Here is a 24,245-nt window from a genome sequence, read left to right on the forward strand (position 1 = left end):
TGTTCCACGGCCAGGTTCTACGTTCCCGCTGAGCACTTCTGTGCGGTCTGCGCACAGCCTGTCGAAGAACTGTCCCGATCGTTTCAGTAGGGGGAGTGATGCGTCGTCTGCTCATCGGTCTCGTGACCGGCGCCCTGTTCGCCGCCGCGACGGCCTGCGGTTCGTCCGACTCCTCCGGGTCGGACGACAAGGACAAGGCGTCCGGCGGTACCACCACGGTCAAGGTCGGCGTCATCCCCATCATCGACGTCGCCCCGCTGTATCTGGGCCAGAAGAAGGGCTTCTACAGCGAGCGGGGCATCGAGCTGTCCCTGACGAGCGCGCAGGGCGGGGCGGCGATCGTGCCCGGCGTGGTCTCGGGCCAGTTCGACTTCGGCTTCAGCAACATGACGTCCCTGCTGATCGCCCAGTCCAAGAACGTGCCGGTCAAGGCCGTGGTGAACGGTGTCGCGTCCACCGGCAAGCAGGGTGCCGACTTCGCGGAACTGGCCGTGAAGAAGGGCAGCCCCCTCAAGTCCGCCAAGGACGTGGAGGGCAAGAAGGTCGCCGCGAACACGCTCAACAACATCTGTGACACCTCGACCAGGGAGTCGGTCCGCAAGGACGGCGGCGACCCGTCCAAGGTGAAGTTCGTGGAGATGCCCTTCGACCAGATGCCGGCCGCGCTCGAAGGCGGTCAGGTGGACGCCGCCTGTGTCGTGGAACCCGCGCTCGCGAGCATCAAGGCGCAGGGCGGCACGTCCATCGCGTCGCTCTTCGTCGACGTGTCCCCCGACCTCACCGTGGCCATGTTCTTCTCCTCGCAGAACTACGTGCAGAAGAACCCGGAGATGGTGAAGAAGTTCCAGGCGGCGACCATCGAGTCCCTGGAGTACGCGGACAAGCACCCGGCGGAGGTCCGCGAGATCATCACCACGTACACGAAGATCCCGAAGCCGCTGGTGGAGTCGCTGGTCCTGCCGCGGTGGCCCGCCGAGCCGGACCGCCGTTCCATCGAGAGGCTGGCCGAACTCGGGCAGCAGGACGGCCTGTTCGAGAAGGAGCCGGACCTGGACAAGCTCCTTCCGTGAGGGGCGCCAACGCCCTGCTGGGCGCCTGCGGGCTCGCGGCCTTCCTCGCCCTCGGCGAGGCGGTGCCGCGGCTCGGCCTGGTCGACGAGGACTACTTCCCGCCGACCAGCCGCATCGCCGACGCGCTCGCCGGCGAACTGTCCGACGACGCGTTCTGGACCGCGCTCGGGGACACCCTGACCGGCTGGGCGATCGGGCTCGTGATCGCGGTGGGCGCGGGCATCGTCGCGGGCGTCCTGATCTCGGTCACGCCGTATCTGCGCGAGGCGACCGCCTCGACGATCGAGTTCCTGCGCCCGATCCCGTCGGTCGCGCTGATCCCGCTCGCCGTGCTGCTGTACGGCACCGAACTGCGCTCGGTGCTCCTGCTGGTCGTCTACGCGTCGTTCTGGCAGGTCCTCGTACAGGTCATGTACGGCGTCCAGGACGTGGACCCGGTCGCCGAGGAGACCGCCCGCTCGTACGGCCTCGGCACCTGGGCGCGGGTCCGCCACGTGCTGTGGCCCACGGCCCTCCCGTACGTCATGACGGGGGTGCGGCTGGCCGCCGCGGTGGCGCTGATCCTCGCCGTGACCGCCGAACTCGTCATCGGGGCACCGGGGTTGGGGGCGCGGATCGCCGTCGCGCAGACCTCGCAGGCGGTGCCGGAGATGTACGCGCTGGTGGTCGTCACCGGACTGCTCGGACTGCTCATCAACGTGGGCGCGCGAACGGTCGAGCGGCGGGCGCTGGCCTGGCACCAGTCCGTACGCGGGGAGGTGGCGGTGTGAACGGCCTGGAACGCGTCCTGCTGCGGCTGCTCCTCGTCGTGGCGCTGCCACTGCTGCTCGTATTGGCGTGGTGGTACGCGTCGGACGGCAGCACGGACATCTACTGGCCGCCGCTGCGCACCATCCTCAGCACCTTCCCGGACGTGTGGACCGGCGAGCGGCTGCACGACGACGTCCTGCCCAGTGTGCTGCGGCTGAGCGCCGGTTACGCGTGCGCGGCCGTCGCGGGCGTGGCGCTGGGCACGGTGATCGGCTCGTACCGCCGGGTGCGGGCGGTGTGCGAACCGGTCCTCGAATTCCTGCGGGCGGTGCCGCCGCCCGTGCTCGTCCCGGTCATCATGCTGTTCGCGGGCATCGGCGACACGATGAAGGTCGTGGTGATCGCGAGCGGCTGCGTCTGGCCGATCCTGCTCAACACCGTCGAGGGCGTCCGGGCGGTCGACTCGGTGATGTCCGAGACGGCCCGCTCCTACGGCATCACGGGCGTGGCGCGGCTGCGGTATCTGGTGCTGCCCGCGGCGAGCCCGCAGATCTTCGCGGGGCTGCGCCAGGCCCTGTCCATCGGCATCATCCTGATGGTCATCAGCGAGATGTTCGCCGCCAGCAACGGGCTCGGCTTCACCATCGTCCAGTTCCAGCGCGGCTTCGCCATCCCCGACATGTGGACGGGGATCCTGCTGCTCGGGCTGCTCGGGTTCCTTCTGTCGGTCGTCTTCCGGCTCGTCGAGCGTCGTGTGCTCGGCTGGTACCACGGTGCGCGCGACGCTTCCCGGCGGTCGTCGTGAACCTCGCGAAAGGGCGGTCCATGCTCGACGTACGCGGCCTGAAGAAGGTCTACGAGGGATCGGGCCGGCGGGTGGAGGCGGTGCGCGACCTCACCTTCACCGTGGACGCCGGTGAACTGGTCTGCCTGGTCGGGCCGTCCGGCTGCGGCAAGACGACCCTGCTGAAGTGCGTGGGCGGCCTGCTCGCGCCCACGGCGGGCGAGGTGATGATCGGTGGCCGCCGGGTGACCGGGCCGCCGCCTGACATGGCGGTCGTCTTCCAGGAGTACGGGCGCAGTCTGTTCCCCTGGATGAGGGTGCGCGAGAACGTCGAACTGCCGCTCAAGCAGAAGAAGTTGACGGCCGCCAGGCGGCGTGAGCTGGTCGCCGACGCGCTGGCCTCCGTCGGCCTCATGGACGCGGGCGGCGCGTATCCCTGGCAGCTGTCCGGGGGTATGCAGCAGCGGGTGGCGATCGCCCGCGCCCTGGCGTACGAGCCCCAAGTGCTGTTGATGGACGAGCCGTTCGCGGCGGTGGACGCCCAGACCCGGGCCGATCTGGAGGATCTGGTCCGCGGGCTGTGGCGGCAGCGGGGCATCACGATCCTGTTCGTGACGCACGACATCGACGAGGCCGTCTATCTCGGCGAGCGGGTGCTCATCCTGTCCTCCTCCCCGACCGTCGTCCAGGAGCAGCTGAAGGTCGATCTCCCCGCCGAACGGGACCAGTTGCACACCCGGGTGGCGCCGCGCTTCGCCGAACTGCGCACCCATGTGTACGAGCAGATCCAGGCGGCCAAACGCGGCACACCGGTCGCCGACCGGCTGGTGAAGGACCTGAACGACACGCCGCCGCCCCAGTAGGGCGGCGTACGCACGTGTCACCGGCGGCCGAAGAGGGTCCTCATGCCTCGGTGGCGGGCACCACGCTGAGGTGGCCGGCCGCGCGCCGCCCGCGGCCGGGTCTGCTCGTCCGGCGCTTCGCCGGTGCCGGGCGGCGGGCCTCCCGCAGGACCAGCGTCAGCCGTGTGTACCCCATGTCGTGCAGGGTCTTGGGGGTCTCACCGACGATCCGGCAGGTGCTCCCCCACCGCGGATCGGGGTGCAGCAGCGGCCGGACCGCGCCGTCGTGCTCGACCGCGTGCGGGCCCACCGAGCGGATCCAGTGCGGCAGGCCGTGCCGGTACGCGGCGTCCATGATCGGGTCCTGGGCGATGTCCCGCAGGATCGACTGGAGTCCGTGGTCGTGGCCGTGCCGCTCCACGGCGGCGGCGAAGTGCGCCAGCATCGGCAGGCACCAGCTGGACTCGTGCTCGGCGAGGACCGTACCCGCGTCCGGGTGGAACAGGACGAACCGGAGGAAGTTGTCGCCGGGCATGGCGGTGGGGTGCGGGCCGACCGCACGGAAAAGTGTCTCGAACGCGTCGTTGGCGAGGACGACGTCCCAGCGGTGGTCGACGACGACGGACGGAAAGGTGACGGCGTCCAGAAGTGCTGCGTAGTCCTGGAGATACGCCTGGGCCTCAAGACTGTCGGGGACGGGCCGCGGCTGCGGCCGGGGCCCTCCTGCCTGGTATGCCATCGGGAGGTCCACCCCTCTTGCCTATGCGGGCTTCACGCGGCGTCGTGATCCTGCTACCCCGGCCGGAGCGGTGTCAACTATCGTGGCATTTGGCGCCCGTTGACGGCTGAATCCCGCCACAGTTGTGGCGAGACCTGGATGCGAGTTCGACCAAAGGGCTACTCTCCGGTCTTCGGGCAGTTCACGCTGCACAACACGGATCACCACAGGGACTTCACGTCCGAGGGATCCGGTTCCCCCTCAGCGGTCGGTCGATTGAGACGTAGGAGAACTGTCGGTGACGGATGGCTTCGAGGTTCCGGGCGCCACGGCGACGGGTCTGCTGCCGGCCGTCGTGGCCCGGGTCGCCGGTCTGGCGGACCGGCTCGGCGCACCGCACAGCGAGGTGTTCGACGTCCGCCGGCTGTCGACCGCCTCGGGTGTCCCCGAGGTCGTGGTCGCGTCCCTGCTGAACGGCCGGTCGGCGGGCGAGCCCGACCTCCAGGCCCGGTTCCTGCAGCGCCTCGACCTGCTGCGCCGTACCCGCCTGAAGCCCAACGGCCGCCGGTACACCCAGCAGGAGATCGCCGACGGCGCGGGCATGTCGCGTCAGCAGGCGGGCGCGCTCATCAACGGCGACCGGCGCCCCACCATGGAGCACTGCGACGCCATCCAGCGCTTCTTCCGCGTCCACGCGGGTTTCCTGTCGGCCGAGGATCCCGAGGCACTCGCCGGCGCCCTGCAGCGCACCGAGCAGGATCTCCTCCAGCGGCTCGCCGACCGGGAGCGGCAGGCGGACCCGGCGACCGCGGACGACCCGCTGGAGCGGCTGCTGCAGGACCACGGGGTCCGTGGCATCGCCTGGCGGGCCGCGCAGCTGCCCACCGACCAGCACCGGGACAAGGTCGCCGAATGGCTGGACATGCTCCTGGAAAGCGTCAAACGCCCCGAGCCGTGATCCGCGGGCTCACGAGACTTGGTACGCATGTCCCCTCGAAGGCGGCGCAGCCCCTTCGAGGGGCGCGGGGAACTGCGCGCCCAGCCCCCGCCGGGCCCGCGGACAACGCACGACCAACCACCCGCAGCGCGCAGCGCATCACGTCGCACTCCGCTCACTCGCCGCCCGCAGCTCCCGCTCCAGCTCCCGGTTGCGGACCGTGTCCGCCCGCCCCGCCGCGGTCCCGGGCCGCCCGGCCCGCAGCAGCGCACTCCACCGCTCACGACTCCAGTCGGCGGGACTCGTCCCCTCGACGAACTCCTGCACGAGCGCGAGAAACCGCGCAGGATCCGCGTGGAACGGAAAGTGCCCGGCGCCCTCGAAGATCTCCAGCCGGCTCCCCGGCATCGCCTCGTGCGCCCCGTGGGCGTGCCGCACGGGCACCACGCCGTCGCGGTCGCCCCACACCAGCAGCGTGGGCATGCCCTCGGTGAGGTAGCAGCGGTCGAGCATCGTCACCACCTGGCCGCGCCAGTCGACGACCGCCCGCAGCGTACGGATGAACGCGCTGCGCGAGGTCGCGTCGGGCAGCGCGTCCACGAGGGTGAGCAACTCGGGCGCGTCCTGCCCGAGATCGGTGTCGAGCAGCCGCATCAGATGCGCGAACAGCCGGGCCTGGACCGCCATGCCGGGCAGCCGCAGCGCGGACAGCGCCAGCTGGGCCCCGGGCAGGGACACCGCCCGCAGTACGGGGTTCACCTCGCGCCCCACACCTCCCGCGCCGACCAGGATCAGCCGCTCGGTGCGCTCGGGGAACTGGTAGGCGAACTGCATGGCGACACCGCCGCCGAACGAGTGCCCGACCAGCGTGGCCCGTTCGACGCCGAGCGCGGCGAGCAGATCGCGCAGGCCGTTGGCGTAGGCGGCCACCGAGTAGTCGGCCCGGGGCTTGTCCGAGGCGCCGTGGCCCAGCAGGTCGGGTGCGATCACCGTATGGGTGCGGGCCAGACCGGGGATCAGTCCGGCCCAGGTCGCCGAGGAGTCGCCGATGCCGTGGATCAGGACGAGGGCGGGGCCCTCGCCGGTCATGCGGTAGGCGCGGCGGTAGCCGTGCACCACGCGGTGACGCAGCCGCAGTTCGCCGTCGCCCACCGGCCGCAGCCGCAGGGCCCCGCGCGGGCGCCGTCGTGGGGTGTCGACCACCGGATCGTCTCCCCTCTCCGGGCCTCCGTTCCAGCGTAAGCCCCTTGTCCGACAAGGGGTTTCCGTGAGGTTTCCCCTCGGCTAACCGGGCGAACGAACACGCACGGAAAGGGCATTGTCAGTGGCGGACGGCAAGCTGGACCCAGCGCCACCGCTGTGCGGCGGCGCGAGCAGCACCGAAGAGCGGAAGCCGAGCCGAACCGGGGAGAGCCGTCCGATGCCGACAGCCGTACTGACCGATCACGAACGCACCGCCGTGCAGGCCTATCTGCGCCTGCTGCAGACCGTACGAGCCGCGATGGACTCCCCGTCCGGTGCGGGGCGGCCGGTGGTCGTGCCGCCCTCGGCCCTCGCGGAGGCGGAGCGCGCGCTGGCCGCGGCCGGCCTCGAGGGCAACGAGGAGGCGTTCTTCCGCCTGCTGCACACGTGGTGCCCGGAGGTGTGATGAACCACCGTCAGCCCCTGGGCCGCCCCTCGCCGGGCGGTGCCGCGCTCAGTCCTGCCCGTGCGGCACGGTCACCGAGGTCGCCACGAGTCCCCGGCTCACCGTCCAGCGCCCTTCGAAGCGGCCGATGCGACGGCCGTCCACCACCGGCCCCGGCACGAGGAGTCCGGCGCTCAGGCCGCCGGACGTGGTGTGTCCGGGATCCATGAAGATCTCGATGTCGGCCTCCGAGAAGTCGAGCCATTTCCCGGTGAGGGGGAACCACGCCTTGTAGACCGACTCCTTGGCGCTGAACAGGAGCCGGTCCCAGTGGATCTGCGGATGCTCCGCGGCCAGCTCGCCCAGCCGCCGGACCTCGTCGGGCAGCGCCACCGAGGGCAGCACGTCGGCGGGCAGCGGCAGATGGGGTTCCGCGTCGATGCCGAGGGAGGCCAGGTCGGTGGCCCTGGCCAGGGCGGCGGCGGCGTAGCCCTCGCAGTGCGTCATGCTGCCGATCAGCCCGGTGGGCCAGCGCGGGGCTCCCCGGTCGCCGCTGACGACGGCCTGCGGGGGCACGCCGAGCTTCTCCATGGCACGCCTGGCGCAGCCGCGGACCACGGTGAACTCGCGGCGCCGCTTCGCGACGGCGCGCGCGATCAGCGCCTCTTCCTCCGGGTACAGCTCGGGGTACGGCGTCGGGGCCCCGGTGCCCTCGGCGTGGTCGTCAGCGTGTGCCTCCACGGCCACGACCGACTCCGGGAGCAGTTCCTCGATCACCGGATCCGACCTCCATCGGCAGAATACGGCGCAGCTTGCCCGGCGGTTCCGAGCGCTTGCGCCACTCGCGGGGGTAACCCACCGACACCTCTTCGAAGCGGACGCCGTCGAGCCAGGTGGTGCGGGGAATGTGCAGGTGGCCGTAGACCATGACGCTCACCCGGTGGGTGCGGTGCCAGTCCGCGGTGAGCCGGGTGCCGCACCACATGGCGAACTCCGGGTACCAGAGGACTTCCGTGGGGTGCCGGTCCAGCGGGTAGTGGTTCACGAGCACCGTGGGCAGCCCGTCGGGGATCTCCGCGAGCCTGCGTTCGGTCTCGGCCACCCGGGCCCGGCACCAGGCCTCGCGGCTGGGGTACGGGTCGGGGTGCAGCACGTGCTCGTCGGTGCAGACGATGCCGGTGCCGTGGGCGTACGCGAGGCCCTCTTCCTTGGTCGCGCAGCCCGCGGGCAGGAACGAGTAGTCGTAGAGGAGGAAGAGGGGGGCCACGACGACGGGTCCTTCGGGGCCCTCCCACACGGGGTAGGGGTCCTCGGGGGTGATCACGCCCAGCTCGCGGCAGAGCTGTACGAGGTGTTCGTAGCGGGCCACTCCACGCAGGGTGACGGTGTCCTTGGGGTGGGTCCACAGTTCGTGGTTGCCCGGTGCCCAGATCACCTTCTTGAAGCGGCGGCTGAGCGTTTCGAGGGCCCAGCGGATGTCGGCCACCGTCTCCGCGACGTCGCCGGCCACGAGGAGCCAGTCGTCTTCGGTCTCGGGGCGCATCGCCTCGACGAGAGCGCGGTTCTCGGCGTATCCGATGTGCAGGTCGCTGATGGCCAGCAGCCGGCCCTGACGGTCAGCCGTCGTCACCCTCGCTCCCTCCCCGTGCCGGGACGCCTCACGACCGCCCGGATGAGAACACAAGAACACACGCGCACGGCGCGGTACAAGAGCGACTGCGCGCGAGGTTCGGACCCGCGCCCCGAGGCGCCGGGTGCCCGGCCGGGGCGCCGGGCGGACCGCACTCCGCCGCGCACCACGGCCCGCCCGTCCGGGCGCCGCCCGACCGCCACGCACGCGGCGCACGGCCCGGTCCGTGCACACGCCCCCACCGACGGGGCCGCGGCCCGGTCGGGCTGCCGTCCGCCCGGCGGACCAACCGGCCGACACGCCCCGTCCGACGGGCGGAAGGGCCGGGAGGCGACGTGCCCGCGTGCCCACGTCCGGCGAGCCGCCCGGCTGCGCGTCCGGCCGTGTGCCGGGTCGTCGATCGGCCGGTCCGACCATCCGACGACGGTGATCTGGAGCACCGGCGGCCGTCCGGGCGCACCCCGTGGGAACTGTTCGGCGCCGGCGGGGTGCAGGGCCTCTGACCTGGCGTGCGAGCCCCGGCGGGCCCGGCGGACGGACCCGTACGGCGGACCCGGCGGGTGATTCCGTAACACGCCCGTAGCAGCAGCACTGCTCAGGAACCCCTATGATCGGCCATACACAACCGCCACGAACTCCCGTTTTCGAACGGCGGTTTTGTGTACCCACTCAACCTCTTGCCGAGCACGGCCTGCTTTGACGTGCCCGCAAACCCTGAAAGGCGGCCTGCATGGTCTCTCGCGTACGCGTCTGGCTCAACCGCACGTACGCGGAGAACGTGTTCTTCATGGATCAGCTGCGGCGAAATCCGTGTGGCCGCGCGGTCGAGATCCACGCCACCCACGGCGACCCCGACTCCCCCATCCTGGCCGCCGCGGACATCGCCGCGATGGAGCCGGAGGGGCTGTCCCCGGCCGCCTACGTCGAGTACGCGCTCGACCAGTGCGCCCGGCACTCGATCGACGTGTTCGTGCCCGTCCTGCACCAGACCGCCCTGGCCGAGCACCGCGAGGAGTTCGCCGCGGTCGGCACCGCGCTGCTCGCGCCGCCCGCCGAGGCCGTGCACACCTTCCAGGACAAGGTCGTCGCGTACGAGGCCGTCGAGAAGCTCGGCGTGCCGGTGCCTCCGTGGCAGCGCGTCCGCACCGCCGACGAGATGATCGCCGCGGTCGACGAGCTGGAGGCCGCCGGGCACAAGGCGTGCTTCAAGCCCGCCTCCGGAGCCGGTGGCGTCGGCTTCCGCATCATCACGCGCACCCCCTTCTCGCTCATGCACCTGAGCGGCTTCCCCAGCCCGTACATGCCGCTGGACCTGGTCGTCCAGGCGCTGCGGCAGGCGGACGAGCCCGTGGACTGGCTCGTCATGCCCCTTCTGGGCGAGCCCGAGGTGTCCGTGGACTGCCTCACCGGCCCGGACGGACGGGTCCGGATGGCCGTGGGCCGTACGAAGAACGGGCGGCGGCGCGGCTTCACGCTCGACCCGTCGTTCATCGAGCCCGCACGGGTCCTCGCGGAGGGCTTCGGGCTGCACTACCTGACGAACATCCAGTTCCGGATGCTCGGTGACAAGCCGGTCCTCATGGACGTCAACACGCGCCCGGCGGGGGGTCTGCACCAGCTCTCGCAGTGCGGGATCAACGCGCCGTGGGCCGCCGTGCGCCTCGCGCTCGGCGAGGAGCCGGGCGACGTCGTCCCGCCGTTCCTCGGCTCGGACTACGCGGTGGTCTCCGGGCCGCGCGCGGTGCGTCCCGTGTCGGCGCCGGAGCAGCACACGGACCTGGACCTCCCCGCCCCCGTGTCGACGCCGGACGCCGTCACCGAGGCGCAGACGGCCCATGCGGCCCACACGCCCAAGGCGACCCATTCGGCTCAGGCCGCGCAGTCCTCGGACAGGCCCTTGACCGTCTGATCGGTCCACAGCGCCTCGCCGGCGACCTGGTCGCGGATCCGCGACCGGCCGTGCCCCGGCGGCGGCACGGTGGTGCCCGGTCAGCCGATCGGATACCCCCACGCCTTGGCCAACTCGGCCAGTTGTGGGGGTAGTTCGACCTTCGGGTCGGCCGGGCGGGCCGGCTGGATGCGGCCCGACCTGATGGTGGGGCTCCAGTCGCCGAGCTGCGGCCGGAACGTGCCGTGGTCCTTCTTCCCGTAGTCGAGCATCGCGCTCTCCCAGGGCACGTCCAGGTACGCGCACAGCGCGCGCGTGGTCCGCTCGGGATCGGCGGCGAGATCCTCGTACGTCATCACGTGGGCGTCGAGGGTGCGGCGGGCCTCTTCGAGCCGTACGCCGTAGTCGAGCACCTCGGCGCGGATCTGCTCGTGGTCGGGGTCGGTGCGGCGGTCGGTGAGGGAGGCGACCACGGCGCCGGGGTGGCGCAGCAGCACGATGTAGCGGGCGTTGGGCCAACATCGGTGCAGGCGCGGCCAGATGAGGGTGTTGGGCGGGGTCTTGTCGACGATGATCTGCTTGCCGCTGCGGGCGAGTTCCAGGTGCATCACCCGGTCCCACAGCGTGTGTTCCAGCTCCTCCTTGTCCAGCTCCAGTGCCCGCATGGCGTCGGCGGTGAAGTCGCGGGAGAGATGGACGTGCAGGGTGCGCAGATGCATCTCGTGCGGGGCGCGGATGCTGCTGTGGCTGTTCAGCAGGACCCGCAGGAGGGTCGAGCCCGAGCGGACGCACGACAGGACGAAGACCGGCGAGTCCACCAGCCGCGGGGCGCGGGGCGCCACATAGCCGTCCTCGGCGCGGGAGCCCTCGGCGTCGCGGGGCGTGGGTACGGCGTCGAGGCCGCGGCGCGGCGGGCTCACGGCCTGGGCCATCAGTCTGCCGCGGCGCCGAAGCCCCTTGCCGATCGCGGACATGCGCGGGTCTCGCACGGTGACACCTTTCTCTCGTACTGCCCCTCATCACAGGGGCGCCGAGCGAACCGCAGGTGTCGTGCAGGGAACGGGGACGGGTCACGGCGGGCCGCGCACCCACCGCGAACCCGCCATGACCAGCCCTGACCTGGCCTCTTACCGCTTCCTTAATTGTTCATGGGAAACGGGGTCACCGCTTCCGCATGAGCGTGTCCCTCATGTGCCCACGGCCAGGCGCAGCGTCTGGATCTCGAAGGGGCGCAGGGTGACGGGCACGCCGTTCCCGTCCGTGTCCGCGGTGGACAGCGGGCGCTCCAGGAGGTCGGTGACCTCCGCGCCGGCCAGCGGGAAGCTCGTGCGCAGGGTGCCCTGGGCCCGGCCGCCGCGGGACTCGTAGAGGCGTACGACGACATCGCCCGAGGCGTCGTCGGCGAGCTTGACCGCCTCGATGGTGACGCCCTCGCCCTCGACGGAGACGACCGGTTCGGAGGTGCCCGCCGAGTCCGCCACCCGCAGCGGCAGGTTGAGGGAGTAGCCCTCGGCGACCGCGTCCTCGATGGTCGCGCCGGGCAGCAGCGCGTACGTGAAGTGGTGCCTGCCCTGGTCGGCCGCCGGGTCGGGGATGCGCGGGGCGCGGACCAGGCTGAGCCGGACCGTGGTCGTCGTACCGCCGTCCTCGCGGACCGTGCGGGAGACGTCGTGGCCGTAGGTGGAGTCGTTGATGACCGCGACGCCGTAGCCGGGTTCGCCGAGGTGGACCCAGCGGTGGCCGGAGACCTCGAAGCGGGCCGACTCCCAGGTGGTGTTGGTGTGCGTGGGCCGCTGGATGTGGCCGAAGGCGATCTCGGCGGAGGAGTGCGCCGCCCGGATGTCGACCGGGAAGCCCGCCTTGAGGAACTTCTCGGCCTCGTGCCAGTCGATGTCCGTCTCGAAGTCGATCCGGGGGCTGCCGGCGCGCAGGCTGATCGTCTGCGTGATGCGCGAGCCGTTGCCGAAGGAGCGCTCGACGCGGATCGCCCCGAGCAGCGGGCCGTCCTCGACGACCGTCACGTACTCGGCGTCCAGGAGGTCCGTGTAGCGGTTCTTGTAGTGCTTGTCGACGTCCCAGGCGTCCCAGTAGTTCGGGAGGTCGGTGTGCAGGCGGAGCAGGTTGCCCCGGTCCGCCAGGACCTCACGGCCGCCGGCGCGCAGATCGCGTACGGAGGACAGGGTGCCGTCCTCGGCGATCTCGACGCGGACCAGGCCGTTGTCGAGGACGCGGCCGGTGACGGTCACGGGGTTCGGGACCGCACCGGTGCCGAGGGGCGCGCTGCCGTTCGCCGGGACGACCGTGTGGGCCAGGGAGCCGTCGGCGGTCCGGACGACCTCCCGGCGCTCGACGGGGCTGGTGTTGAAGACGCGGGCGCCGCCCGTGCCGAGCGCGGTGACGGCCTCGGCGGTCAGCGCCTCGACCTCCTCGGCGACGCGCGCGTACTCGGCCTCCGCCTCGCGGTGCACCCAGGCGATCGAGGAGCCCGGCAGGATGTCGTGGAACTGGTGGAGCAGGACCGTCTTCCAGAGCCGGTCGAGCTTGTCGTGCGGGTAGGCGTAGCCGGGCGCGTGCAGCGCGGCCGTCGTGGCCCACAGCTCGGCCTCGCGGAGCTTGTGCTCGCTGCGGCGGTTGCCCTGCTTGGTGCGGGCCTGGGAGGTGTAGGTGGCGCGGTGCAGTTCCAGGTACAGCTCGCCGACCCAGACCGGGGCGTCGGGGTACTCCTCGCGGGCCTTGGCGAAGAAGTCGTCGGGGTGCTCGACGACGACCTTGGGCGAGCCCTCCAGGTCGGCGAGCCGGCGCGCCCGTTCCATGATCTCGCGGGTGGGGCCGCCGCCGCCGTCGCCCCAGCCGAAGGGGGCCAGCGAGCGGGTGCCGACGCCCTTCTCCTGGTAGTTGCGGGTGGCGCGGGCCATCTCCTCGCCGCTGAAGCGGGCGTTGTAGGTGTCGACGGGCGGGAAGTGCGTGAAGATCCGCGTGCCGTCGATGCCCTCCCACCAGAAGGTGTGGTGCGGGAACTTGTTGGTCTGGTTCCAGGAGATCTTCTGGGTGAGGAACCACTCGTTGCCGGCCAGCTTGGCGAGCTGCGGGTAGGACGCGGTGTAGCCGAAGGAGTCCGGCAGCCACACGCCCTTGGTCTCGACGCCGAAGTGCTCGATGAAGAACCGCTTGCCGTGGACGAACTGGCGGGCGACGGCCTCGCCGCCGGGCAGGTTGCCGTCGGCCTCCACCCACATGCCGCCGACCGGCGCCCACTGGCCCTTCTTGACGGACTCCTGGATGCGGGCCCAGACCTTCGGGTAGTTGTCGCGCACCCACTCGTACTGCTGGGCCTGCGAGCAGGCGAAGATGAAGTCCTCGTACTCGTCGGCGAGCGAGGTGACGTTCGAGAAGGTGCGGGACGTCTTGCGCTTGGTCTCGCGGATCGGCCAGAGCCAGGCGGAGTCGATGTGCGCGTGGCCGACGCCGGAGACGATGTGGGCGCTGGCGTTGGCGGGCTTGGCCAGTACAGGCTTCAGCGCGGCCCGTACGTCGGCGGCGGAACCGGCGATGTCGTCGAGGTCCAGCAGGTCCAGGGCCCGGTCCAGGGCGTGGGTGATCTCGTGCCGGCGGGGGTCGTGCTCGCCCAGCTCCAGCATCAGCTCGCGCAGGACCTGGATGTCGAGGTCGAGGTGCCAGACCTCCTCGTCGAGGACGGCGATGTCCGCGCGCCGGAAGGTGTAGAGGGGCTTGTCGCCCGCGGTGCGGACGTCCCCCATCGGCGTGATCTTCGAGAAGTCGTCGGCGAGGATGTCCGGGTTGGAGGCCGCCTCGACCAGGTAGTCGATCTCCTCGCCGCCGACGGCGGGGTTGGCGATCGCCACGTACTGGTTGAGCGGGTTGACCGCCTTCAGCGGGGTGCCGTCCGTGAGGTGGACGAGGGCTTCGGCCTGGTTGCCGGGCCAGTCGCCGACGAAGCCGAGGTCGATGACCGCCTCGACGCGCCGGCCCGCCCACTCGGCGGGCACCTGCCCGCACATCCGGAACCAGGTCGTGCCCCAGGGCGGGCCCCAGGGGGTGCCCGTCGCGAAGGGCGCGTACGGGGCGGACGCGGCCTCCTCGAAGGGGACGGGCTCCCCCGGTGCCTGCCATGCCTCGATCTCGAAGGGCACGGCGGCGGCGTAGATCGCGGCCTTGATGCGCTGGTCGTGAAGGCGCTGGACGCGCTCCTCGATTCGCCGGCGTTCGTCGTGCATGAAAGTCTCCAGGTAACGAGCGGGGAAAGCGCTTACTTGAGGTAGGCCAGACCAGGATGGACCGCGGTGTACCCGTCCACCAGGTTGCGTGCCACATTCACCGAGTCGACCAGCGGATGCAGCGCGAAGGCCTTCACGGCCGTGGCGCGCGATCCCGACCCGGCGGCGGCCAGCACCTCCCGCTCCACGGCCTTCACCGCGCACACCAGACCGGTGGCGTGGTCGGGCAGCGGGGCCACGGCGACCGGGTGCGCGCCGTTGGCGTCGACGAGGCAGGGCACCTCGATGACTGCGTCCGCGTCGAGCGCCGCGAGGGTGCCCTGGTTGCGGACGTTGAGGATGAGCGTGGTCCGCTCGTCGCGGGCGATGGCCCGCATCAGGGCGAGGGCCACCTTCTCGTAGCCGCCGGAGAGGTCGTCGGCGTCGCGCTCGCCCGCCCCGGCCGTCTCCCGGTTCTCGGACATGTACGTGGCCTCGCGCTCGGCCCGCGTACGGTCCCAGGCGGTGAGGGCGGCGCTGTCCGGGCGGCTCATCTCCTCGTAGAAGCCGGCCTGCTGGTCGCGCAGGAACGCGCCGCGGGTCTTCTCGGCCTGGCTGTAGGCGCGGACGGCCTCGCGGTTGAAGTAGTAGTAGTGCAGGTACTCGTTCGGGATGGCGCCCAGCGACTGGAGCCAGTCGGTGCCGAAGAGCTTGCCCTCCTCGAAGGAGCCGAGGAGGTCGGTGTCGGCGAGCAGCCGCGGGAGTTCGTCGCGGCCGGCGACGTGGAGTCCGCGGACCCAGCCGAGGTGGTTGAGGCCGACGTAGTCGATCCAGGCCTCGCGCGGGTTCGCGCCCAGCACCCGGGCGATCCGGCGGCCGAGGCCGACCGGGGAGTCGCAGATGCCGATGACACGGTCGCCGAGGTGGTGGGACATGGCCTCGGTGACCAGGCCCGCCGGGTTGGTGAAGTTGATGAGCCAGGCGTCGGGCGCGAGCCGGGCGACGCGCCGGGCGATGTCGACGGCGACGGGAACCGTGCGCAGGCCGTAGGCGATGCCCCCGGCGCCGACGGTCTCCTGGCCGAGGACGCCCTGATCGAGGGCGACCCGCTCGTCGGCGGCGCGGCCTTCGAGGCCGCCGACGCGGATCGCGGAGAAGATGAAGTCGGCGCCGCGCAGTGCCTCGTCGAGATCCGTGGTGGCGGTCACGGCCGGTGCGTCCGGGTGGCCCGCCGCCTGCTCGGCGAGGACCCGGGCGACGGCGGAGAGCCGTCCCCGGTCCAGGTCGTGCAGGACGACGTCGGTGACGCGGCCCTCGCCGCGGTCGCCGAGGAGTGCCCCGTACACGAGCGGCACGCGGAATCCGCCGCCGCCCAGAATCGTCAGCTTCACGCAACTGCCCTTTCGCTGTTCCTCGGGGTCATCAGGGTCGACGGGGCCGGCAGCGCGGCCGGTGCCGCAGGGGCCACCAGTGCCGCCGAGGCCATCGGTGCCGCAGGGGCCGCCGGTGTCGTCGCGGTCCCGGAGCCCGCCGTCGGGTTCCCGCGCACGCCGGGGGCCGTCGACCCCTCGCGTGCGCCGCTCACGTGAGCACCACGCGTACGCCCGCCTCTTCCAGGGCGGCCCGCGTCCCGGCGTCCGCCGGTCCGTTGGTCACCACGACGTCCAGGTCCTCGGGCCCGCAGACCTTCGCCATCCCCGTCCCCGGGAACTTGGCGCGGTCGGCGAGCAGGACGACCCGGTCGGCCGCCCCGATCATGGCGCGCTTCACCGGCACCTCGACGACGGTCGTGTCCATCACCTGCCCTCCCGGCCGTACTCCGCTCGTTCCCAGGAACAGCCAGTCCGCATGCAGCTGGCGCAGGTTGTCCTCGGTGAGGAAGCCGACCAGGGAGCGGTACTCACGGCGGACCATGCCGCCGAGCAGCACCAGCTCGATGGCCTCGTCGTCCACCAGCTCCTCGTAGACCACGAGGTTGCTGGTGATCACGGTGATCCGGCGGCCGTGCAGCTGCCGGGCCAGCCGGTAGGCGGTGGTGCCGATGTCGAGGAGGACGGACTGGCCGTCCTCGACGAGGGCCGCCGCACGGGCCGCTATGGCGTCCTTCTCGCCCACGCGCACCTCGGCGACCTCGGCGAAGGGCTGGTCGCCCTCCTCGGCGACCGCCCCGCCGTGGACCCGGGTGAGCAGGCCCTCCTCCTCCAGCTTGAGCAGGTCGCGCCGGACGGTGGCGGGGCTCACGCCGAGCTGCTCCGAGAGGTCGGTCACGGCCGCGGGGCCACCGGAGCGCAGGGCCCGCAGGATGAGTTGATGTCGTCGCTCTGCCAGCACGACCTGAACAATAGTCGTCATCGGCCATCATTTCTATGCTCTGTTCTGCTCAACTCTTGCCAAATGTGCCGGAGACGCGCACGATCCTGTCCACCGAAACACGATTCGGTGCACCGAAAATGAAGAGTTTTGACGAGAGGATGCGCTCGTGGGTGAGACACGGCCCGACGCGCGGCCCGATGTGCTGCTGACCGGGCTGCTCTTCTACGACCTCGTCCTGACCGGTCTGGGCAAGCCACCGACCCCCGGCGAGGAGATCTGGACCGACGGGATGGGCACGAGCCCCGGCGGCATCGCCAACCTGGCCGTGGCCGCGGCCCGCTACGGCCTGACAACCTCCCTGGCCACCGTGTTCGGCGACGACTACTACGGCGCGTACAGCCGTGAGATCCTCGCCGGCCAGGAGCACATCGACCTCTCGCTCTCCCGTACCGCGGACGGCTGGCACACCCCCGTCACCGTCTCGATCGCGTACGGCCACGACCGGGCCCTGGTCACCCACGGCCAGGAGCCCCCGTACTCGCAGGACGTGCTGATGGGCGACCCGCCCGCCGCGCGCACGGCCCTCGTGCACATCGAGGCCGAACCCCGCGACTGGATCGCCAAGGCCGCCGCGAACGGCACGAAGATCTACGCGGACGTCGGCTGGGACCCCACCCAGCAGTGGTCCTCGGACCTCCTCGACCAGCTCGCCCTGTGCCACGCCTTCCTCCCGAACGACACCGAGGCGATGGCGTACACCCGCACCGACACCGCGGCCGACGCGCTCTCCGCGCTCTCCGAGCTGGTGCCGGTGGCCGTGGTCACCCGCGGCCGGGAGGGCGCGGTCGCCGTCGACCAGACCACGGGCGAGCACGCCGACGTGCCCGCCCTCGCCACCGACGTGCTGGACGCGACGGGTGCCGGAGACGTCTTCGGCGCGAGCTTCGTCGCGGCCTCGCTGGAAGGCTGGCCCCTGGAGGAGCGGCTGCGCTTCGCGGTGCTGGCCGCCGGACTCTCCGTACAGCGGCACGGCGGGGCACTGGCCGCGCCCGGCTGGTACGGGATCCACCGGTGGTGGCGCTCCCTCAAGAATCCCGAACTGCGGCGCGCGTACGGCTTTCTGACCGACCGTATGCCCGTCGATCCCGGCCCCCCGGTTCCCCACGCCCCGGTGACTCCACCCGCCCCCACGGCACTCCCGATCTCCCCCGACGCATCTCCCGCGACGCATCCCTTCTGATGCCTGGCTCCTGATGCGTTTCTCCTGATGCGAAGACCGAACACATCCGAAAGGCGGTGGGAGCTGTGCGGCTCTCACGAAGGGGCCTGCTCCGCGCGGGACTGGCCGGTACGGCCGCGACCGCGCTCGGCGGCCTGGCGTCCGGCTGCGCCGTACCGACCGGCTCGACGGGCCGGAACATGGTGCTCTGGTACTGGAGCGGCGGCCTGAGCGACACCGTCGTCAAGAAGGCCAGGGCCCGTTACGACAGTTCCGTGGACCTGGACGCGATCCAGATCGGCGGTTACTACCGCTCCAAGCTCATCACCACGATGACCGGCCAGGCCCATGTCCCCGACATCGCGGGGCTCAAGGGCGAGGACATGGCGTCGTACCTGCCGAACGCCGACCAGTTCGTGGACCTGCGCACACTCGGCGCGGAGAAGCTCAAGAGCCAGTACCTGGACTGGAAGTGGCAGCAGGGCGTGGCCCCCGACGGCAGCCTCATCGGCTTCCCCATCGACGTGGGTCCCGTCGTGCAGTACTACCAGCCGGCCGTCTACGAGAAGGCCGGGCTCGCGTACGAACCGGACGACGTGTCCAAGGAGATGGGCACCTGGGACCAGTTCTTCGCGGCGGGTGAGCAGCTCAAGAAGCGGGTGCGCGGGGCGTTCATCCTGACCGACATCACCAGCGTCTTCGAGATGTCGATCGGACAGGGCACCCAGCGGTTCGTCGACAAGGACAAGCACTTCATCGGCGACCAGGAACATGTGCGTGTCTGCTGGGACCGTGCCGTGGAGGCCAAGCGGCGCGGCCTCGCGTCGAGCATCGTGACGGGTACGCCCGACTCGATCTCGGCCACCGAGAGCGGCGAACTGCCCAGCCAGCTCAACGCCTCGTGGGCGGCGGGCGACCTCAAGCTCCAGTACCCGAAGACCAAGGGCAGATGGCGGGTCGCGAACTGTCCCGGCGGCCCCTCGAACGTCGGCGGCTCCTTCCTCGCGATCACCAAGGCGTGCCGTGAACCCGAGAAGGCCTTCGAGATCATCACCTGGCTGCTCAACGCGGACAACCAGGCCCAGGGCTTCATGGACGCGGGGCTCTTCCCGTCGACCCCTGCCTCGTACGAGCTGAAGAAGCTGCGGGAGAACGACCCGTTCTTCGGCGACCAGATCACGATGGACGTGTACGGGCCGGCCGCCGAGAAGATCCCGGTCGCCTTCAACAGCCCGTACGACGTGGCGCTCGGGCAGCCGATCAGGGACGAGATCAAGAACGTCGGCGTCCTCGGCAAGAACCCCGAGAAGGCATGGAAGGACGCCATGAGCAAGTGCCGGCGTATCGCGGACCACCTGGGGGTGAGCTACTGATGGCTACCGCACCCCTGGTCGAGAAGCCCCCGGCGCCCGTCGCCGAACCGCCCGCGGCCCAGCCGAAGAAGGGCATCCTCAGCTACTGGCGGCTGTACGCCGCGATCTCCCCCTTCTATCTCCTCTTCCTCGCCTTCGGTCTGATCCCGGTCGGCTTCTCGCTCTATCTGTCGTTCCACCGGTGGGACGGCCTCGGCTCGATGGAGTACGCGGGCCTGTCGCAGTACCGCTATCTGCTGAGCGACACCGACTTCTGGAGCTCGATCGGCAACACGCTGATCATCTGGGCGCTGGCCACCTTCCCCATGATCTTCCTCGCGATGATCACGGCCGTGATGCTCAACTCGGCGGTCCGCTTCAAGAACGTCTACCGCTTCGCGTACTTCCTGCCGAACGTCACCTCGGTGGTCGCCGTCGCGATCATCTTCGGCTCGGTCTTCTCCACCAACTTCGGCCTGGTGAACGCCCTGTTGCAGGCGGTCGGACTCGACCAGATCGCCTGGCTGAACACCCCGTGGGGCATCAAGGTCGCCATCGCCACCCTGATGACCTGGCAGTGGACCGGCTACAACGCGATCATCTTCCTCGCCGGACTCCAGACGATCCCCGGCGAACTGTACGAGGCGGCCCGCATGGACGGCGCCGGACCCGTGCAGACCTTCTTCCGGATCACACTGCCGCTGATGCGGCCGGTGCTGCTGTTCGTGCTCGTCATCTCGACGGTCACGGGTCTGCAGAGCTTCTCCGAACCACAGGTGCTGCTGCAGTCCACCGCCAACGAGTCCACGTTCTCCGGCGGTCCCGACCACGCCGGCCGGACGATGGTCCTCTACTTCTTCCAGCAGACCTTCGACAACAACGACTTCGGTTACGGCGCGGCCGTGGCCTGGGGCATCTTCCTCGTCGTCGTCATCTTCTCGATCATCAACTGGCGCCTGGTGCAGCGCCGGGGCGAAGACTAGGGAGGCCCGTCACCATGGCTGTCACCACACAGACCGAGCCCGCCCCCACCGAGCCGCCCCGTACCGAGCCCGCCAAGGGCACGCGCATCCGGGGCACCCAGCGCAGAGGCATCGCGCTGCACGTCTCCCTGCTGCTCGGGGTGGTGCTCTCCGCGTTCCCGTTCTACTGGGCCGTGATCATGTCGACGCACACGTCGACCGAGATCTTCTCCTACCCGCCGAAGCTGCTGCCCGGCTCGCACTTCGGCGACAACCTGAGCAAGCTGTTCGACAGCATCGATTTCTTCGGGTCGATGTTCAACTCGCTGCTCGTCGCCGTCTCCGTGACGTTCCTCGTCCTGTTCTTCGACTCGCTGGCGGCGTTCGTCTTCGCCAAGTTCAGCTTCCCCGGCCGCCGGGTGCTGTTCGCGATGATGATGGCGATCTTCATGGTGCCCGCGCAGCTCGCGGCCATCCCGCAGTTCGTGATCATGGCGAAGCTGGGCTGGATCGGCTCGATGACCTCGCTGATCGTCCCGGCCGCCGCGAACGCGTTCGGCATCTTCTGGATGCGGCAGTACATGAAGAGCGCCATCCACGACGAACTGCTCGACGCCTCGAAGATCGACGGGGCGAGCTTCCTGCGCCAGTACTGGCACGTGGCCCTGCCCGTGGTCCGCCCCGGGCTCGCCTTCCTCGGCATCTTCACCTTCATGGGCCAGTGGAACGACTACGCCTGGCCGCTGATCGCCCTCACCAACCCGGACAACGTGACCCTCCAGGTCGCCCTGTCCCAGCTCAACGGCGTCCACGGCACCACGGACTACGGAATGGTCATGACGGGTGCGGTCCTGGCCCTGATCCCCCTGCTGATCGTCTTCGCGATCGGCGCCAAGCAGATCATCGCCGACCTCGGAAAGGGAGCGATCCGCTGATGGGACGCGATCACCTGCTCTCGCTGCGGCCCTGGGAGTCACCGGAGACGACCTCCTGGCAGCGGCTGCCGATGAACGCGGTGGACCGGCGCTCCGGCGCGCTGTCCCTGGACGGCTCCTGGCACTTCCAGCTGCTGCCCTCACCGACCGGCGCGTCCGGCGAGTGGACCCTCGCCGATGTGCCGGGCGTGTGGACCATGCAGAGCCCCCACGACCTGCCCCAGTACACCAACGTCCGGATGCCGTTCGCCGACGTCCCGCCGCACACGCCCGCCGCGAACCCGACGGGCGTCTACGAGCGGTCCGTGGACATCCCCGCCGAGTGGGCGGGCCGCCGGATCGTCCTCCAGGTCGGCGCGGCCGAGAGCGTGCTCCTCGTCCATGTCAACGGCCGGCCGGTCGGCATCTCCAAGGACTCCCACCTGGCGGCCGAGTTCGACCTCACGGCCGTCGTACGGCCCGGGGACCCGGCCACCGTACGGTTCACCGTCGTCAAGTGGTCCGACGCCTCACACATCGAGGACCAGGACCAGTGGTGGCACGCGGGCATCACCCGCTCGGTGCTCCTGTACGCCACCGATCCGCTGCATCTCGCGGACGTGACCGTGCGCGCGCCCCGCGACGGGCACCTGCTGGTCGACTGCACCGTGCGCGACACGGCGGGCCCGCTGCCCGAGGGCTGGTACGTCACCGCGGCCCTGGACGGCCAGCTCCTCTCCCAGGACACGGAGTTCGACCGCCTCAACGCCGAGGACATGCGGGTGTCCGACTTCCACGGCGAGGCACGGCTGCGGACCGTCGTCCGGGACGTCCGCCCCTGGACCGCCGAGACACCCGAGCTGTACGACCTGGCCGTGCGGCTGCACCGGGCCGACGGTTCGATCGCCGACAGCTCGCACCACCGGGTCGGTTTCCGGGACGTCGAGATCGTCGGCCGGGACCTGCTGGTCAACGGCGAGCGCGTCTTCATCCGGGGCGCCAACCGGCACGACTTCCACCCGCTGACCGGCCGCACGGTCACCGCGGACGACATGCGCGCCGACCTCGTCGTCCTCAAGCGGTTCGGCTTCAACGCGGTCCGCACCTCGCACTACCCGAACGACCCGACGCTGTACGACCTCGCCGACGAGCTGGGTCTGTACGTGGTGGACGAGGCGAACATCGAGTCGCACGACCACGCCCACGAGATCGCCGACGACCCCCGCTATCTGCCCGCGTTCGTGGACCGCGTCTCGCGCATGGTCCTGCGGGACAAGAACCACCCCTCGATCATCGTCTGGTCACTGGGCAACGAGTCCGACTACGGCGCCAACCACGACGCCGCGGCGGGCTGGGTACGGCGCCACGACCCGACCCGGCCGATCCAGTACGAGGGTGCCGCCAAGATCGACTGGGCGGACGAGAAGCTCGCCTCCGACATCGCCTGCCCCATGTACGCGCCCATCGAGGACTGTGTCGCGCACGCCCTGTCGGGCAGACAGACCAAGCCCCTCATCCAGTGCGAGTACTCGCACGCCATGGGCAACAGCAACGGCACGCTCGCCGACACCTGGGCCGCCATCGAGTCCACCCCGGGTCTTCAGGGCGGCTTCATCTGGGAGTTCTGGGACCACGGCATCCTCCAGCGTGTGAACGACGGACGACCGGCCGGCCGAGGTGGCGTGGGCCTGTACGACAACGGTGTCACCGCACCCGGCCACCGCTGGGCCTACGGCGGCGACTTCGACGAGGCGATCCACGACGGCGCCTTCATCGCCGACGGCGTGGTCTTCCCCGACCGGACCCCCAAGCCCGTGATGTACGAGCACCGGGAGATCGCGGGCCCGGTCCGGCTGACGTACGGCGAAGGGGTCCTCCGGATCCACAACAGGCAGCACTTCCGGGGCCTGGAGTGGCTGGCGGCCGAATGGCTGCTCGTGGGCGCCGACGGTACGACGCAGCGGGCGCCCGCCGCCCTGCCCGAGGTGCTGCCGGGCGGGTCGGCGGAGGTGCCGCTGCCCTTCCCGCCGCCCGAGCCCTCCGCCGGTGAGACCTGGCTGACCCTGCGGGTGACGACCGCGGACGACCAGGCGTGGGCGCCGCTCGGCACGGAGGTGTGCGTACCGCAGGTCCGGCTGGCCGCCGCGGCCACCGGCGCGCCCCCGGAGCCCGCGACCGGTCCGGCCGTCACGCTGGACGCGGACGCGCTGCTGGTCCACCCGCTGCTGACGTCCGCGCCGCAGCTCTCGCTCTGGCGCGCGCCCACCGACAACGACGAGCTGGGCGGCATGGCGGCCCGCTGGCAGGACTGGGGCCTCGACGCGCTCGTACGCAAGGTCGTGGACGTCCGCGAGGAGGGCTCGCGGGTCGTCGTACTCAGCGAGTACGCGTCCGGTGCCGGGCCCGTCCGTCACGAGCAGGTGTTCACCCCGGTCACCGGCGGTATCCGCGTCGAGGAGTCGGCCGAACTGCCGGCGGGGCTGGACGACGTGGCCAGGGTCGGCACGGTCTTCGAGACGGTCCCCGGACTCGATGTCCTGGACTGGTACGGGCAGGGCCCCTGGGAGTCCTACCCGGACCGCAGCACGGGCGCGCCCGTGGGACACCACTCGCTGCAGGTGGACGAGCTGTTCACTCCCTACCTGCGGCCCCAGGAGAGCGGCGGGCGGCACGGGGTACGGCGGTTCACGCTGTCGGCGCCGGACGCCACCGGGCTCGCGGTGGAACTGGGGGCGCCTGCGCAGGTCTCCGTGAACCGGTACCGGGCCGAGGACCTGGCCGCCGCCACGCACCACGACGAGCTGGTGCCACGGCCGGGCTGTGTCGTGCACCTCGACGCGGCGCACCGGGGGCTCGGCACGGCGTCGTGCGGGCCGGACACCTCGGCCGGGTATCTCGTGGCGCCGGGAACCCACCGGTGGGAGTGGACACTGCGCGTGCTCTGACCTGCGCATGCTCCGACCTGCGCGAACACGCCCTGGCTGTCACGTCCGTTCGTGAACGGCCGACACCTCCGACGCCGCCG

Annotated in this window: 20 protein-coding genes; 12 read left to right on the forward strand and 8 right to left on the reverse strand. The window is 71.0% G+C overall.

The genetic code is table 11. The features are described 5' to 3' along the window. The first annotated feature begins 98 nt into the window (after positions 1 to 98). From ACZ60E_RS06775 to ACZ60E_RS06790, 4 genes are read left to right on the forward strand one after another with little or no spacing between them, the layout of a single operon-like run. Positions 99 to 1,070: an ABC transporter substrate-binding protein gene (locus tag ACZ60E_RS06775; RefSeq protein ID WP_469438819.1), complete on the forward strand. Its 972-nt coding sequence runs from the start codon at positions 99 to 101 to the stop codon at positions 1,068 to 1,070. Then, positions 1,067 to 1,840, forward strand: coding sequence for an ABC transporter permease (locus ACZ60E_RS06780; RefSeq protein WP_384807164.1), 774 nt, complete (start codon positions 1,067 to 1,069; stop codon positions 1,838 to 1,840). Before ACZ60E_RS06775 ends, ACZ60E_RS06780 begins: the two co-directional genes overlap by 4 nt. Positions 1,841 to 1,845: 5 nt before the next feature. After that, a complete protein-coding gene (locus ACZ60E_RS06785) occupies positions 1,846 to 2,625 on the forward strand; it encodes an ABC transporter permease (protein WP_453793306.1) in 780 nt (259 codons plus the stop codon). 20 nt (positions 2,626 to 2,645) lie between these two features. Next, on the forward strand, positions 2,646 to 3,467 hold the full coding sequence (locus ACZ60E_RS06790) for an ABC transporter ATP-binding protein (RefSeq protein WP_469438820.1): 822 nt from the start codon (positions 2,646 to 2,648) through the stop codon (positions 3,465 to 3,467). Positions 3,468 to 3,507: 40 nt separating this feature from the next. Here the strand turns inward: ACZ60E_RS06790 and ACZ60E_RS06795 are convergent, their stop codons facing one another. Next, a complete protein-coding gene (locus ACZ60E_RS06795) occupies positions 3,508 to 4,185 on the reverse strand; it encodes an MmyB family transcriptional regulator (RefSeq protein ID WP_384807160.1) in 678 nt (225 codons plus the stop codon). A 277-nt stretch (positions 4,186 to 4,462) separates the two neighbouring features. On the opposite strand from ACZ60E_RS06795, the gene ACZ60E_RS06800 reads away from it, so the two are divergent. After that, entirely contained in the window at positions 4,463 to 5,122 is a 660-nt protein-coding gene (locus tag ACZ60E_RS06800) for a helix-turn-helix domain-containing protein (protein WP_469438821.1), read from the forward strand. Positions 5,123 to 5,260: 138 nt separating this feature from the next. On the opposite strand, the gene ACZ60E_RS06805 is transcribed toward ACZ60E_RS06800, so the two are convergent. Next, positions 5,261 to 6,304 carry an alpha/beta fold hydrolase gene (locus ACZ60E_RS06805; RefSeq protein ID WP_384807156.1) on the reverse strand — a complete coding sequence of 348 codons (1,044 nt, stop codon included), beginning with the start codon at positions 6,302 to 6,304 and terminating at the stop codon, positions 5,261 to 5,263. A gap of 217 nt (positions 6,305 to 6,521) precedes the next feature. On the opposite strand from ACZ60E_RS06805, the gene ACZ60E_RS06810 reads away from it, so the two are divergent. Further along, positions 6,522 to 6,749, forward strand: a complete 228-nt coding sequence (locus ACZ60E_RS06810; RefSeq protein WP_384807155.1) for a hypothetical protein — start codon at positions 6,522 to 6,524, stop codon at positions 6,747 to 6,749. Between the two features lie 48 nt (positions 6,750 to 6,797). Here ACZ60E_RS06810 and ACZ60E_RS06815 read toward each other — a convergent pair whose 3' ends face one another. Together ACZ60E_RS06815 and ACZ60E_RS06820 are read right to left on the reverse strand one after the other, a co-directional pair. Next, a complete protein-coding gene (locus tag ACZ60E_RS06815) occupies positions 6,798 to 7,505 on the reverse strand; it encodes a 4'-phosphopantetheinyl transferase family protein (protein WP_384807153.1) in 708 nt (235 codons plus the stop codon). Next, positions 7,453 to 8,358, reverse strand: a complete 906-nt coding sequence (locus tag ACZ60E_RS06820) for a metallophosphoesterase family protein (RefSeq protein ID WP_469438822.1) — start codon at positions 8,356 to 8,358, stop codon at positions 7,453 to 7,455. The genes ACZ60E_RS06815 and ACZ60E_RS06820 overlap by 53 nt, the downstream gene beginning before the upstream one ends. Before the next feature lie 730 nt (positions 8,359 to 9,088). Here ACZ60E_RS06820 and ACZ60E_RS06825 point away from each other — a divergent pair. Continuing rightward, complete coding sequence (locus ACZ60E_RS06825; protein ID WP_384807150.1) at positions 9,089 to 10,267, forward strand: ATP-grasp domain-containing protein; 1,179 nt, start codon at positions 9,089 to 9,091, stop codon at positions 10,265 to 10,267. An 80-nt stretch (positions 10,268 to 10,347) separates the two neighbouring features. Here ACZ60E_RS06825 and ACZ60E_RS06830 read toward each other — a convergent pair whose 3' ends face one another. From ACZ60E_RS06830 to ACZ60E_RS06845, 4 genes are all read right to left on the reverse strand, one after another. After that, positions 10,348 to 11,235, reverse strand: coding sequence for a sulfotransferase family protein (locus ACZ60E_RS06830; protein WP_469438823.1), 888 nt, complete (start codon positions 11,233 to 11,235; stop codon positions 10,348 to 10,350). 198 nt (positions 11,236 to 11,433) lie between these two features. Then, complete coding sequence (locus ACZ60E_RS06835; protein ID WP_469438824.1) at positions 11,434 to 14,481, reverse strand: alpha-mannosidase; 3,048 nt, start codon at positions 14,479 to 14,481, stop codon at positions 11,434 to 11,436. A 32-nt stretch (positions 14,482 to 14,513) separates the two neighbouring features. After that, a complete protein-coding gene (locus tag ACZ60E_RS06840) occupies positions 14,514 to 15,851 on the reverse strand; it encodes a 6-phospho-beta-glucosidase (protein WP_385834229.1) in 1,338 nt (445 codons plus the stop codon). 190 nt (positions 15,852 to 16,041) lie between these two features. Continuing rightward, positions 16,042 to 16,791, reverse strand: a complete 750-nt coding sequence (locus tag ACZ60E_RS06845; RefSeq protein WP_469439001.1) for a DeoR/GlpR family DNA-binding transcription regulator — start codon at positions 16,789 to 16,791, stop codon at positions 16,042 to 16,044. 148 nt (positions 16,792 to 16,939) lie between these two features. Here ACZ60E_RS06845 and ACZ60E_RS06850 point away from each other — a divergent pair, with 148 nt between their 5' ends. The 5 genes from ACZ60E_RS06850 (at position 16,940) to ACZ60E_RS06870 (ending at position 24,165) form a co-directional block, all read left to right on the forward strand. Next, positions 16,940 to 18,013, forward strand: coding sequence for a carbohydrate kinase family protein (locus ACZ60E_RS06850; protein ID WP_469438825.1), 1,074 nt, complete (start codon positions 16,940 to 16,942; stop codon positions 18,011 to 18,013). Between the two features lie 65 nt (positions 18,014 to 18,078). Next, a complete protein-coding gene (locus ACZ60E_RS06855) occupies positions 18,079 to 19,365 on the forward strand; it encodes an extracellular solute-binding protein (RefSeq protein WP_469438826.1) in 1,287 nt (428 codons plus the stop codon). Next, positions 19,365 to 20,327 (forward strand): carbohydrate ABC transporter permease, encoded by a 963-nt coding sequence (locus tag ACZ60E_RS06860; protein WP_384807139.1) that lies wholly within the window; start codon positions 19,365 to 19,367, stop codon positions 20,325 to 20,327. Before ACZ60E_RS06855 ends, ACZ60E_RS06860 begins: the two co-directional genes overlap by 1 nt. Positions 20,328 to 20,341: 14 nt before the next feature. Further along, a complete protein-coding gene (locus ACZ60E_RS06865) occupies positions 20,342 to 21,241 on the forward strand; it encodes a carbohydrate ABC transporter permease (RefSeq protein ID WP_385836681.1) in 900 nt (299 codons plus the stop codon). Then, positions 21,241 to 24,165 carry a glycoside hydrolase family 2 TIM barrel-domain containing protein gene (locus ACZ60E_RS06870; RefSeq protein WP_469438827.1) on the forward strand — a complete coding sequence of 975 codons (2,925 nt, stop codon included), beginning with the start codon at positions 21,241 to 21,243 and terminating at the stop codon, positions 24,163 to 24,165. Before ACZ60E_RS06865 ends, ACZ60E_RS06870 begins: the two co-directional genes overlap by 1 nt. Positions 24,166 to 24,245: the final 80 nt, after the last annotated feature.

It is taken from the genome of Streptomyces sp. NPDC102514, from assembly GCF_055584525.1.

Bases quoted from the DNA above. Each gene is read 5' to 3' on its own strand.
- ACZ60E_RS06865 (WP_385836681.1), top strand. From the start codon at position 20,342: ATGGCTGTCACCACACAGACCGAGCCCGCCCCCACCGAGCCGCCCCGT.
- ACZ60E_RS06795 (WP_384807160.1), bottom strand. From the start codon at position 4,185: ATGGCATACCAGGCAGGAGGGCCCCGGCCGCAGCCGCGGCCCGTCCCC.
- ACZ60E_RS06835 (WP_469438824.1), bottom strand. From the start codon at position 14,481: ATGCACGACGAACGCCGGCGAATCGAGGAGCGCGTCCAGCGCCTTCAC.
- ACZ60E_RS06870 (WP_469438827.1), top strand. From the start codon at position 21,241: ATGGGACGCGATCACCTGCTCTCGCTGCGGCCCTGGGAGTCACCGGAG.
- ACZ60E_RS06860 (WP_384807139.1), top strand. From the start codon at position 19,365: ATGGCTACCGCACCCCTGGTCGAGAAGCCCCCGGCGCCCGTCGCCGAA.
- ACZ60E_RS06790 (WP_469438820.1), top strand. From the start codon at position 2,646: ATGCTCGACGTACGCGGCCTGAAGAAGGTCTACGAGGGATCGGGCCGG.
- ACZ60E_RS06775 (WP_469438819.1), top strand. From the start codon at position 99: ATGCGTCGTCTGCTCATCGGTCTCGTGACCGGCGCCCTGTTCGCCGCC.
- ACZ60E_RS06825 (WP_384807150.1), top strand. From the start codon at position 9,089: ATGGTCTCTCGCGTACGCGTCTGGCTCAACCGCACGTACGCGGAGAAC.
- ACZ60E_RS06810 (WP_384807155.1), top strand. From the start codon at position 6,522: ATGCCGACAGCCGTACTGACCGATCACGAACGCACCGCCGTGCAGGCC.